Genomic DNA, 12,177 nt, shown 5'->3' with positions numbered 1-12,177 from the left:
GCTTCCCTAAGCCGCCTGCGCGCGGCGTTCGCGCTCGCGGACCACGACTTCCCGCGCCAGCTTCAGATAGGCCTGGCTGCCCGTGCACTTCAGATCGTAAACCAGCACCGGCTTGCCGAACGAGGGCGCCTCGGAGACCCGCACGTTGCGCGGGATCACCGTCTGGTAGACCGCCTCGCCGAAGTGGGCGCGCACGTCGCTGGCCACCTGCTCCGAAAGGCTGTTGCGCCGGTCGTACATGGTCAGCACTACCCCCTGGATCTCGAGGTTCGGGTTGAGGCTGCCGCGCACCAGATCGACGGTCCGCATGAGCTGGGTCAGGCCCTCCAGGGCGAAGAACTCGCACTGTAGCGGCACCAACACCGCGTCGGCCGCCGCCATCGCGTTCACCGTCAGCAGGTTCAGCGACGGCGGGCAATCGATCAGAACGTAGGTATACTGACCCGAGTCCCGCAGCGGATGCAGGGCGTCGCGCAGCTTGAACGAGCGCCGCGCCTGCTGGCCGAGCTCCAGCTCCACGCCCGAAAGATCGGGGTCCGCCGGCACCAGGTCGAGACCGGGAAGCGCGGTGTGTACCACGGCCTGCTCGATGGTGTGCTCGCCCATCAGCACGTCGTAGAGCGTCGTCTTGCGCTGGGCCCGGCCGACACCCAGGCCGGTCGAGGCGTTGCCCTGCGGATCGGAGTCGATCAGCAGCACCTTCTCGCCGACGGCAGCCAGCGCCGTTCCGAGGTTGATGGCGGTCGTCGTCTTGCCGACGCCGCCTTTCTGGTTGGCAATGACCAGCACGCGGAGCGGCCGTTCGGTATTACCTGGCACGACCGAACCTCTTCACACGCACGATACGACCTCTCTCGTCGCTCGCCGACGGGATAACCTCCGCCTCGAACTTCCAAGATTTTGTAGCCTCTTCCAGCTCGGACGCAACATCTTGTCCCTTGAGGAAGAGCCCGTCTGCCCCCGCCTGCAGGTAGGGCTGCGCGAACCCCAGCAGGCGCACGAGCGGCGCGCAAGCCCGCGCGGTGACGACATCCACAGCCAGCTTGAGGTTTTCCGCACGATCGTTGTGAACCGTGGCCGGCAGGTCGACCGTGTCGACCACCTCCTGCAGGAAGCGGCAGCGCTTGGTCATGCTCTCGACGAGGTGGACGTGCGCGCCCTCGCGCCCCTTGAGCAGGATCGCCAGCACCAGGCCCGGGAAGCCGGCGCCGGCGCCCAGGTCGGCCCAGGTTCGGGCCTCCGGAGCGAGCGGCAGGAGCTGGGCGCTGTCCCAGGCATGGCGGTTCCAGAAGTCCGGCAGGCTCTTCGGCCCCACGAGGTTCATCACCGCGTTGCCCGCCTCCAGCATCTCCAGGAACCGGGCGAGGTCGCGCATCTGCGCCGGCGTGGCGCCGGTGGCGGCCGCGAAGCTCGCCGCGTCGGTGGGGCCCAGGAAGGGCTCAGGCCGCGCGGCGACGGACATGGGCGAGCAGCGCGGTCAGCGCGCCGGGGAGTAACGCCCTCGATGCGGGCGGCCTGGCCGAGCGTCAGGGGACGCACGGCCGCGAGCTTGTCGCGGACCTCGTTGGAGAGCCCGCCGATGCCCCCGTAGTCGAGGTCGGCCGGCAGGCGCAGGTTCTCGTCCCGGCGGAAGGCCGCGGCGTCGGCCGCCTGGCGGTCGAGGTAGCCGGCATAGCTGGCGTCGATCTCGACCTGCTCGCGGACCGGGGCCGGCCACGCGGCGATCTGCGGCCAGATGGCGGCCAGGTCGTCGAAGCCGATGGTCGGATAGGCGAGCAGCTGGACGAGGTCGCGGCGCTGGCCGTCGGCCTTCACCGGCAGGCCGGCCTTAGCGGCCTCGGCCGGGGTGAGGGTCAGGGCGGCGGCCTCGGCGCGGGCGGCGGCGAGCGCGTCGCGCTTGGCGGTCCAGGCGGCGGCGCGGGCCTCGCCCACCACGCCCAGCGCGATCCCCTTGTCAGTGAGCCGCTGGTCGGCGTTGTCGGCGCGGAGCGTCAGGCGGAACTCCGCCCGGCTGGTGAACATCCGATAGGGCTCGGTGACGCCGCGGGTGACGAGATCGTCGATCAGGACGCCGATGTAGGCCTCGTCGCGGGCGAACTGGACGGGCTCCAAGTCCTTCGCGGCGCGGGCGGCGTTGAGGCCGGCGACCAGGCCCTGCGCGCCCGCCTCCTCGTAGCCCGTGGTGCCGTTGGATCTGGCCGGCCAGGTAGAGGCCCGGCAGCGCCTTGACCTCCAGCGTCGGGAAGAGCTCGCGGGGGTCCACGTAGTCGTATTCTATGGCGTAGCCGTAGCGGCGGACCTGGACGTTCTCCAGGCCCGGGATGGTCCTGAGGAACAGGTCCTGGGTCTCCTCGGAGACGGAGGTCGAGATGCCGTTGGGATAGACGGTGTCGTCGTCCAGGCCTTCCGGCTCCAGGAAGATCTGGTGGCTCTCCTTGTCGGCGAAGCGGACCACCTTGTCCTCGATGGAGGGGCAGTAGCGGGGGCCCCTGCCCGTCAGCTTGCCGCCATAGACGGCGGACTCGCCCAGCCGCTCGGCGATGATCCGGTGGGTCTCGGCCGTGGTGTAGGTGATGCCGCAGGCGATCTGCGGAACCTCGATCCGGTCGGTGAGGAAGGAGAAGGGCACCGGCTCGTCGTCGGCGGCCTGCATCTCCAGGCGATCCCAGGCGATGGAGGAGCCGACCAGGCGGGCGGGGGTGCCGGTCTTCAGGCGGCCCATGTTGAGGCCGAGGGCGTAGAGGCGGTCCGAGAGACCGATCGCGGGCTGGTCGCCCACGCGGCCGGCGGGGATGCGTTCCTCGCCGCGGTGGATCACGCCCTTTAGGAAGGTGCCGGTGGTCAGGACGACGCGGCCGGCGCGGTAGGCCCGCCCCTCGGCGTCGACGGCGCCGGCGACCCGGCCGTCCTCGACGATCAGGTCCTCGACGGCGGCGGCGGCGATCTCGAGATTCGGCGTCGCACTCAGTTCGGCCTGCATGGCCTCACGGTAGAGGCGGCGGTCGATCTGGGAGCGCGGGCCGCGGACCGCGGCGCCCTTGGAGCGGTTGAGCATCCGGAACTGGATGCCGGCCTTGTCGGCGAGGCGGCCCATCAGGCCGTCGAGGGCGTCGATCTCGCGGACCAGGTGGCCCTTGCCCAGGCCGCCGATGGCCGGGTTGCAACTCATCTCGCCGATGGTCTCGAGCTTGTGGGTGAGGAGCAGGGTGCGCGCGCCGGCGCGAGCGGCCGCGGCGGCCGCCTCGCATCCGGCGTGTCCGCCGCCGATCACGATCACATCCCAGTTGGCCAAGGCCGTCCTCAAAGCATCACGCCCCCCGGGCGGGGGCGAGGGCTCCTCATATAGCGCAAGACCCCTCGCCGCGCGAGGCGCGGCGGCGACGCAGGCGTTAACGCGGTGTTTCACGTGAAACACCTGCGGCGCTAAGCATCACTTGCCGATGCAGAACGTGCTGAAGATCTTGCCGAGCACCGCCTCGGGGTCGATGCGGCCGGTGATGCGGTCGAGGGCGCGTGCGGCGAGGCGGACGTCCTCGGCCGCGAGCTCCAGGTGCTCCTCCTCGGCCAGGGCCTGGCGCAGGCGGTCGGCGGCGTCGGTGAGCAGTTCCTGGTGTCGCAGGCGGGTGGCGGCGGGCGGCTCGGCGCCGGCCAGGGCCGCCACCACGCGCTCCCCCAGCGTCTCGCGGAGCCAGGCGAGATCGCCCGGTCCCTTGGCGGTGATCTCGGCGACCGAGAGGCCCAGGCGCTTCCCCTGCCCCCGCCGCCCAGGCGCCCGCGGCGCCCACCGGCTTGTCGCGCTTGGTGATCAGGCAGAGGTCGCCGGCGCGGAGCTCCATGGGCACGCCGGGGGTCTCGTCCGCCGAGCCGTCGACCAGCCAGAGCCGCAGGTCCGCCCCTGCGGCCCAGGCCCGGGCGCGACGCACCCCCCTCGGCCTCGATCTCGTCGCCGGTCTCGCGCAGGCCGGCGGTGTCGGCCAGCAACGCCTTGTAGCCGGCCAGCACCATCGGGACCTCGATGATGTCGCGGGTGGTGCCGGGCGTGGCGGTGACGATGGCGGCGTCCCGCTCGGCCAGCGCATTCAGCAGGGTGCTCTTGCCGGCGTTGGGCGCGCCGATCAGGGCGATGCGATAGCCCTCGCGCACCCGCTCCCCGCGCTCGGCGTCGGCCGCGGCCTGGTCCAGTTCCGCGATGAGCCGGCCGAGGATCGGACGGGCGCGGGCAGCGACGTCGGCCGGCACCTCCTCGTCGGGAAAGTCCACGGCCGCCTCGAACATGGCCAGGGCTTCCGTGAGGGCCTCGCGCCAGCGCGCCTGGACGTTGGAGAGCCGGCCCGACACCTGCTCCAGCGCCTGGCGGCGCTGCTGTTCGGTCTCGGCGTCGATCAGATCGGCCACCCCCCTCGGCCTGGGCGAGGTCGAGATGGCCGTTCTCGAAGGCGCGCCTCGTGAACTCCCCGGCTCCGCCAGCCGGAGCCCCAGGGCGGCCAGCGCCTCGATCACCGCGCGCACCACGGCGGTCCCGCCGTGCAGGTGCAGCTCGGCGCAGTCCTCGCCGGTGTAGCTGCGGGGCCCCGGGAACCAGAGCACCAGGGCCTGGTCGAGCACCAGTCCCGCGGCGTCGCGGATTCTCCGCAGCGTCGCCCGGCGCGGCTGCGGGAGCTGGCCGGCCAGGGTCTTCACCGCAATGTCGGTCCGGGGTCCGGAGATCCGCACCACCGCCACCGCCGCCCGGCCCGCCGCCGTGGCCGGGGCGAAGATGGTGTCCGTCATCCCTTGGGCTGGGTCCCGCCCATGCCGGCTTCCATCAGCTTGCGGAACTGCTCCTGCGCCCCGCTGCCGAACGCCATCCAGTTCTTCATGAACTCCTCGGGATTGAGCATGCTGATGTTGGCGTCGATCCGCTTGCTCATCTCCGCGACCAGGTGCTCGTTGAGCGGGGTCACGTCCGGCAGGCCCATGAACCGGCGCGCCTCCTCCGGCGTGCAGTCCACCTCGATCGTCATCTTCATGGCTTGCCCTTCCTCTACGGCCGAAAGTTATGGCCCTGCGACAGGCCGTCGCGCTAGTAGCCGATGCCGAAGGGCCCGCGAAAATCAGGAGATCACCATGGGTGAACGCATCACCATCACGACTGAGGACGGATCGTTCGAGGCCTACCTCGCGCGGCCCGAGAAGACCCCGGCCGCCGCGGTCGTGGTGATCCAGGAGATCTTCGGCGTGAACCAGGTGATGCGCGACATCACCGACGGCCTGGCCGGCCAGGGCTATCTCGCCGTCTGCCCCGACCTGTTCTGGCGAATCGAGCCCGGCATCGACATCACCGACCAGTCGGAGGCCGAGTGGAAGCGGGCGTTCGAGCTGTTCAACGCCTTCGATGTGGACGCCGGGGTGAAGGACATCCAGGCGACGATCGACGCGGTCCGGAAGCGCCCGGACTGCACCGGCAAGGTGGGCGCGGTGGGCTTCTGCCTGGGCGGCCTGCTGGCCTTCCTCACCGCCACCCGCACCGACGCCGACGCGTCTGTCGCCTACTACGGGGTCGGCATCGAGAACCGCACGGCCGAGGCCGAGAAGCTGACGCGGCCCGTCCTGCTGCACATCGCCGAGGAAGACCAGTTCGTGCCGAAGGAAGCGCAGGCCGCCATCCAGCAGGCGCTCGCCAACCACCCGCAGGTGACGATCTACACCTACCCCGGCCGCGACCACGCCTTCGCCCGCGTGGGCGGCGCCCACTATGACGAGGCCGACGCCATGAAGGCCGGCGGCCGCTCCCTGCAGTTCTTCGCGCAGCACCTGAGCTAGGCCATGCGCGCGATCCAGTTCACCGAGACCGGCGGGCCCGAGGTCCTCAAGCTCGTCGACCTTCCCGCCCCCGAGCCGAAGCCCGGCCAGGCCCGCGTCCGCCACGAGGCCATCGGCCTCAACTTCATCGACACCTACCATCGGACCGGCCTCTACCCCGTGAAGCTGCCCTGCACGCCGGGCGGCGAGGCGGCGGGCGTGGTCGATGCGGTCGGCGAGGGCGTGACGCGGGTGAAGGTCGGCGACCGGGTCGCCTATTCGGGCGGGTTCGGCGCCTATGCCGAGGCCAATGTGGTGTCCGCCGACCGGCTGGTGAAACTGCCGGACGACATCGACGCCCGGACGGCGGCGGCGATCCTGCTGAAGGGCATGACCACCGAGGCCTTCATCCGCCGGTGCTATCCGGTGAAGGCCGGCGAGACCGTGCTGGTGCACGCGGCGGTCGGCGGCGTCGGCCAGATCATGACCCAGTGGCTGAAGGCCATCGGCGCCGAGGTCATCGCCACGGTCGGCTCCGAGGCCAAGGCCGCCAAGGCCCGGGAGCTGGGGGCCGACCACGTGATCCTCTACCGCGATCAGGACGTGGCCGCCGAGGTCCGGCGGATCACCGGCGGCAAGGGCGTGCCGGTGGCCTACGACAGCGTCGGCAAGGACACCTTCGAGGGCACGCTCGCCAGCCTGGCGCGGCGCGGTCTGTTCGTCAGCTTCGGCAATGCGTCGGGGGCCGTGCCGCCCTTCCCGCCCGGCCGGCTGGCGGCGGGCGGGTCGCTCTACCTCACCCGCCCGACCCTGTTCGACTACATCGTGACCACCGAGGAGCTCGAGGCCTCGGCGGCGGCGGTGTTCGAGGTGGTCCGCGCGGGGACGGTGAAGATCGAGGTCGGCCAGACCTTCGCCCTGGAGGACGCCCGCAAGGCCCACGAGGCGCTGGAAGGCCGCCAGACGGTCGGGGCGACGCTGCTGATCCCGTAGGGCCCCAGGCCCTCACCCTGCCCTCTCCCCTCTCGGCTCCGCCCGGGGGAGAGGAGTTTGGCAGCGAGGTCGGGGCTTGCCCTCCTCTCCCCCCGCGCAGCGGAGAGGGAAAGGGTAGGGTGAGGGCGGGCGGCGCTTAACGCGTGAGACGCGGTAGTGTTTCACGTGAAACACTGCTTTCTCGCCTATACTGAAAAGACTGAGAAAACAGCGGTCCGACGGTCTGCCCGCGGGCTTACCGGTAGGACTACCGGGCGTTTCTCTTCCTCACGAAGCTGTTTTCCAAGAAAAGACCTGATGCTTCGCCAGGCAAGGGTTCGCGGTACGCGCGTACCCCCCGGAGGCTTTTCCACTCCCGCGCGAGCCCCGGTTTTCCCTCGGTGAGGGCCTGTGGAAAACTTTGCGCCCTAAGCTTGTTTCACGTGAAACGACGTTTCGCCGCAATACAGTAGAGACCAAGAAAAAGCCGGCGCGCCTCCGAGGCGGCCGGCTTCGTTCTTGAGGCTTTACCTCCCCGCTCACCCCGGCGAAAGCCGGGGTCCATACAGCGCCCGGTATTCGCACCGAGAGGCCGCCTGGTTCCCGGCCTCCGCCGGGATGAGCGGATGGGGTTAGGTGTTCATCGACTGGAAGAAGTCGTCGTTGGTCTTCGACTGGCGGAGCTTGTCGAGCAGGAACTCGATCGCATCCTGGGCGCCCATGGGATTGAGGATGCGCCGCAGGATGTAGGTCTTCTGCAAGTGCTCCTTGGGCGTGATCAGCTCTTCCTTGCGGGTGCCGGACTTCAGCACGTCGATGGCCGGATAAATCCGCTTGTCGGCGACCTTGCGGTCGAGGACGATTTCCGAGTTCCCGGTGCCCTTGAACTCTTCGAAGATGACCTCGTCCATCCGGCTGCCGGTGTCGATCAGGGCCGTGGCGATGATCGTCAGCGAGCCGCCCTCCTCGATGTTCCGGGCGGCGCCGAAGAAGCGCTTCGGACGCTGCAGGGCGTTGGCGTCGACACCGCCGGTCAGCACCTTGCCCGACGACGGGACGACGGTGTTGTAAGCGCGGCCGAGGCGGGTCACGCTATCCAGCAGGATGACGACGTCGCGCTTGTGCTCGACCAGGCGCTTGGCCTTCTCGATGACCATCTCGGCCACCTGGACGTGGCGGGTCGCCGGCTCGTCGAAGGTCGAGGAGATCACCTCGCCCTTCACCGTCCGCTGCATGTCGGTCACTTCTTCCGGGCGCTCGTCGATAAGGAGGACGATGAGGTAGCACTCGGGGTGGTTGGTCTCGATCGACTTGGCGATGTTCTGCAGCATCACCGTCTTGCCGACGCGCGGCGGCGCGGTGATCAGGCAGCGCTGGCCCTTGCCGAGCGGCGCGACGATGTCGATGACGCGGCCCGAGCGGTCCTTCACCGTCGGGTCGGGCAGCTCCATGGTCAGGCGCTGGTCGGGATAGAGCGGGGTCAGGTTGTCGAACAGCACCTTGTGCCGCACGTTCTCCGGCGGCTCGAAGTTGATCTGCTGGACGGTGACCAGGGCGAAATAGCGCTCGCCCTCGCGCGGGGCGCGGATGCCGCCGTCGACCGAGTCGCCGGTGCGCAGGCCGAACTTCCGGATCTGCGAGGGGCTGACGTAGATGTCGTCGGGGCCCGGCAGGTAGTTGGCTTCCGGCGAGCGCAGGAAACCGAAGCCGTCCTGCAGAACCTCCAGCGTGCCCGAGCCGGAGATCTCCACGCCCTCTTCGGCCAGCGCCTTGAGGATGCCGAACATCATGTCCTGCTTGCGCATGGAGTTCGCGTTCTCGATCTCCAGCGTCTCGGCGAGCGTCAGGAGGTCGGCCGGCGACTTGTCCTTCAGCTCCTGCAGGCTCATGCGGGTGAGCCCCATGGCGGCGATGGCCGCGGAGACCTCCGACGGCTCTTCGGCCTCGGCTTCCGCCGCCGCGGCGGCGGCCTCGGCCTGGGCGGTGTCGCCGGCGTCCTCAGCCGCGGGCGCCAGGACGTCGTCTTCGGGGGCGTGGTGTTGTCTTCGCTCATAGCTTTGCTCGTGTGCGCCCGCGGCCGGACACGATCCGGCGCGGGCTGGGTAGAGATGTGGGGCGCTCTTCAGCGCCGGGATGTCGTTTCGTCTCGGGAGCCGGCCCTGCGGTGTGCGCCCGGAGGGCGCAGGTCGAGGCCGGAGATAAGGCGGGGCGCGCCGTCGTCGACGCGTGGGTCCAGCGGAACCACCTTTGGGGGGTGGCGTCAAGGGTGGCGGGGTCGCGGGCGGGGGCTGGCCCTCACCCTACCCTCTCCTCTCTCCGCTTCGCGGGGGGAGAGGAGTGGAGTTCTGAGACCGAGCCATAACCTCCTCTCCCCCGGGCGCAGCCCGAGAGGGAGAGGGTAGGGTGAGGGCTTCTTCCTCTAGATAATCTACCGGTCGCCGAATTGAAGGGTGACGGCCAGGACGGCGACGACGGCCAGGAGGAAGGGGATCTCGTTGGTGGCGCGCCAGAACTTGCCGGACTTCGGGCGATCGCCGGCCACGAATTTCCGGTAGGCCCCGGCCAGGAAGCCGTGCCAGCCGGAGAGCGCGATCACCGCCGCCAGCTTGGTGAGCATCCAGGGCTGGGCGAGGAAGCTCCAGCCCCGGCCGGCCTGGGTGACGTGGAACCAGATCAGCGAGAGGCCGAGCAGCCAGGTGAGCGTCATGGCCGGGTTGATGATGATCTTCAGGAGCTTGCGCTCCCAGACCAGGAAGTGGGCGTCGAACTCGGTCCCGGGGGGCGCGGTCTCGGTGTGGTAGGCGTAGAGCCTCGGCAGGTACATCATGCCCGCCATCCAGGCGATGACGGCGATGATGTGCAGGCCGCGCAGCAGGTCGTAAAGGCTCATCGGCTCCCCTTCCCCTCGTGGGCGCGCCACGGGCATTTCCCACAGCCGTCCGGACAGCGCCAGTTCCTGTAGGGATGCGGATCGACCGTGCGCATGACGGCGCTGACCGCCGCGTCGGCGAGGCCGGTGACGAAGGTGGTGCGGACGCCGGGCGTCGGGCTGCGCAGATAGGGGGCGACGCCTTCCTTGCCTGCCAGCTCGGCGTATTCGTGGTCGAGCTCGACCAGGGTCTCCACATGCTCGGAGACGAAGGCGATGGGCGCGACCAGCACCCCCTTCCCTTCCGCGCCGGCCTTGCGGATCGCCGTCTCGGTCGAGGGCTCCAGCCACTTCAGCCGGCCGACGCGGCTCTGGTAGCAGACCTGCCAGTCGCGCAGCTCCGGGACGCGGGCGGCGACGGCGCGGGCGGTGGCCTCGATCTGCGCCTGGTAGGGGTCGCCGGCGTCGATCACCTTCTGCGGCAGGCCGTGGGCCGAGAACAGCAGCCGGACGTTCGCGGGGCTCCCGGCCGCCGCCCAAGTCTCGCGGATCGCCTCCACATGGGCCTGCACCACATTGTCGGCGGTCGGGTAGCAGCAGACGGTGTGGACCTGGCCGGGCCCCGAATAGGCGCGCTTGAAGTCGGCCACCGAGCTGCCGGTCGTGGTCGTGGAATACTGCGGATAGAGCGGCAGCAGGACGACGTTGTCCGGGGCGAAGGCGGCGACCTCGCGGGCCGTCTCGTCGGCCAAGGGGTTCCAGTAGCGCATGGCGATGAACACCCGCACCTCGTCCGTCGTCCGTAGGCGGAGTTCCTGCTCGAGCGCCCTCGCCTGGGCCTCCGTCTCTGGCAGCAGGGGCGAGCGGCCGCCCATGATCGCGTAGTTGGCCTGGGCGGTCTTCTCCCGCGTGGTGGAGATCAGCCAGGCCAGGGGGTAACGGGCGATGGGCGGCAGGTCGATGATCGCCCGGTCGCGGAACAGGTTGAACAGGAACGGCCGGACCGCGGCGGGGGCTGTCGGGCCCGCCCAGGTTGAAGAGGACGACGGCGAGTTTTTTCAACGCCCATCCCTCCCCTTCAGGGGAGGGTGGACGGGCGGAGCCCGCCGGGTGGGGGTGTGGGCCGGGCGCGGCGTGGCTGGAAGGACACCCTTCCCCGCCCCGCCGAGCTTGAGCGCGACCTCCCCACCCCGGCCGCTGCGCGGCCTGCCCCTCCCCTGAAGGGGAGGGATGGGCGTCGGAGGACATCATCCCCGCCATGTCGTCACCTTCTCGACCACCCGGGCTATGTGCGGGATCGGGGTGTCGGGCAGGACTCCGTGGCCGAGGTTGAAGATCCACGGCCCCTGCCCCCACTGGGCGAGGAGCTGGTCGACGCGGGCGTCGAGCGCCGGACCGCCGGCGCGGAGCAGCAGGTTGTCGAGCGCGCCCTGGATGGTCTTCCCCTGGGCCTGCAGCGTGCGGCCGAGCTGGGCGGTGGCCTGGGTGTCGAGGGCGACGCCCTCCACGGGCACGGCCTCGGCGTAGTTATAGACCTGGGCGCCGGCCCCGCGCGGGAAGCCGATGAACGGGACGTCGACCCCGGCGGCCCGGACCTTCTCGACAATCGCCGCGTGCGGCTTCACGACGATGCGCTCGAACATGTCCTCGGAAAGTCCCTCGGCCCAGCTCTCGAACAGCTTCAGCGCCTGGGCGCCCGCCCTCGCCTGCATGACGAGGTAACGGGCCGTCGACTCCACGAGGACGTCCAGCAGGGCGTCGAGCTTTTCCGGGTTCGCATAGGCGAAGGTGCGGGCGGCCTCCCGGTTGGAGCCCTTTCCCTCGATCATGTAGGTGGCCACCGTCCAGGGGCCGCCGGCGAAGCCGATCAGGGCCCGCTCGGGCTCCAGCTCGGCGCGGACGAGCTTCAGGGTCTCGCCGATGTCGGCCAGCCGGCCTGTGGAGGCCTCGATCTGGTCGGCCAGCGCGCCGATCTCCGGCAGGGCGCCGAGCCTGGGCCCCTCCCCGGCCTCGAACCAGACCTCCTGGCCGAGCGCCCGGGGAATCAGGAGGATGTCGGCGAAGACGATGGCCGCATCCAGCGGAAAGCGGCGCATCGGCTGCAGCGTCGCCTCGGCCGCCATCTGCGGATCGTGACAGAAGGCGATGAAGTCGCGCGCCCGGGTGCGGAGCTCCCGGTACTGGGGAGCGACCGGCCGGCCTGGCGCATGAACCAGACGGGCGGCCGCTCCAGGGTCTCGCCGGCGAGGGCGCGGAGCAACCGGGGCGTTTCAGGAGAACTCATGCCCGCCTTGAACCCGAAAGGCGCGGGCGGCTCAAGCCCGGGCGCGATCCCGCAAGGCCCCCCTTCCCTCCTTCAATCCTTAAGACTTAGGAAATCTTTTGAGGAAGAAGGCGATAGGGCCTGTCGACGGTGGGGATAACCGAACGGCGCCTGCGACACCCCGCACCTTTTCCACAATCCTTGCCCAGGCCCAGGCGGTCCATGCACACCCCTGTGGAACGCGGGCGCCGCCGCCGAGGCCCCCTGATGTCATTAAGCTTTCATTAAGGAC

At 70.1% G+C, this 12,177-nt stretch carries 8 protein-coding genes and 4 pseudogenes; 2 read left to right on the top strand and 10 right to left on the bottom strand.

Annotated elements, in window-relative coordinates:
- Positions 1-6: 6 nt before the first annotated feature.
- The 6 genes and pseudogenes from LRS04_RS07070 to LRS04_RS07045 all read right to left on the bottom strand — a co-directional run bounded on the left by LRS04_RS07070 (position 7) and on the right by LRS04_RS07045 (position 5,009).
- Positions 7-819, bottom strand: coding sequence for a ParA family protein (locus LRS04_RS07070; protein WP_257815752.1), 813 nt, complete (start codon positions 817-819; stop codon positions 7-9).
- Positions 809-1,462 (bottom strand): 16S rRNA (guanine(527)-N(7))-methyltransferase RsmG, encoded by a 654-nt coding sequence (gene rsmG, locus LRS04_RS07065; RefSeq protein ID WP_257815751.1) that lies wholly within the window; start codon positions 1,460-1,462, stop codon positions 809-811. Before rsmG ends, LRS04_RS07070 begins: the two co-directional genes overlap by 11 nt.
- Positions 1,440-3,304 (bottom strand): annotated as a pseudogene (mnmG, locus tag LRS04_RS07060) (tRNA uridine-5-carboxymethylaminomethyl(34) synthesis enzyme MnmG). Before mnmG ends, rsmG begins: the two are co-directional and overlap by 23 nt.
- Positions 3,305-3,430: 126 nt before the next feature.
- Complete coding sequence (locus LRS04_RS07055; RefSeq protein ID WP_374577129.1) at positions 3,431-3,676, bottom strand: hypothetical protein; 246 nt, start codon at positions 3,674-3,676, stop codon at positions 3,431-3,433.
- A gap of 314 nt (positions 3,677-3,990) precedes the next feature.
- Positions 3,991-4,770 (bottom strand): annotated as a pseudogene (locus tag LRS04_RS07050) (GTPase); the annotation flags it as partial.
- The gene (locus LRS04_RS07045; RefSeq protein ID WP_257815750.1) at positions 4,767-5,009 is read right to left on the bottom strand and encodes a DUF6489 family protein; all 243 of its coding nucleotides are present in this window, start codon (positions 5,007-5,009) and stop codon (positions 4,767-4,769) included. The pseudogene LRS04_RS07050 and the gene LRS04_RS07045, both read right to left, overlap by 4 nt.
- A gap of 97 nt (positions 5,010-5,106) precedes the next feature.
- Between LRS04_RS07045 and LRS04_RS07040 the strand changes: the two genes are divergently transcribed.
- A complete protein-coding gene (locus tag LRS04_RS07040) occupies positions 5,107-5,802 on the top strand; it encodes a dienelactone hydrolase family protein (protein WP_257815749.1) in 696 nt (231 codons plus the stop codon).
- A 3-nt stretch (positions 5,803-5,805) separates the two neighbouring features.
- A complete protein-coding gene (locus tag LRS04_RS07035; RefSeq protein ID WP_257815748.1) occupies positions 5,806-6,774 on the top strand; it encodes a quinone oxidoreductase in 969 nt (322 codons plus the stop codon).
- A gap of 611 nt (positions 6,775-7,385) precedes the next feature.
- Here LRS04_RS07035 and rho read toward each other — a convergent pair.
- The 4 genes and pseudogenes from rho to hemE form a co-directional block, all read right to left on the bottom strand.
- Positions 7,386-8,768: a transcription termination factor Rho gene (gene rho, locus LRS04_RS07030; protein WP_257819005.1), complete on the bottom strand. Its 1,383-nt coding sequence runs from the start codon at positions 8,766-8,768 to the stop codon at positions 7,386-7,388.
- Positions 8,769-9,181: 413 nt separating this feature from the next.
- Complete coding sequence (locus tag LRS04_RS07025) at positions 9,182-9,643, bottom strand: CopD family protein (RefSeq protein ID WP_257815747.1); 462 nt, start codon at positions 9,641-9,643, stop codon at positions 9,182-9,184.
- Positions 9,640-10,684 (bottom strand): annotated as a pseudogene (gene hemH / locus LRS04_RS07020) (ferrochelatase). Before hemH ends, LRS04_RS07025 begins: the two are co-directional and overlap by 4 nt.
- 185 nt (positions 10,685-10,869) lie before the next feature.
- A pseudogene (hemE, locus tag LRS04_RS07015) lies at positions 10,870-11,906 on the bottom strand (uroporphyrinogen decarboxylase).
- Positions 11,907-12,177: the final 271 nt, after the last annotated feature.

It is taken from the genome of Phenylobacterium sp. J367 (genome assembly GCF_024699985.1).
Taxonomy (GTDB): domain Bacteria; phylum Pseudomonadota; class Alphaproteobacteria; order Caulobacterales; family Caulobacteraceae; genus Phenylobacterium.
The sequence above is the reverse complement of the archived record's forward strand: the minus strand, read 5'-3'. Positions and strand labels throughout refer to the sequence as shown.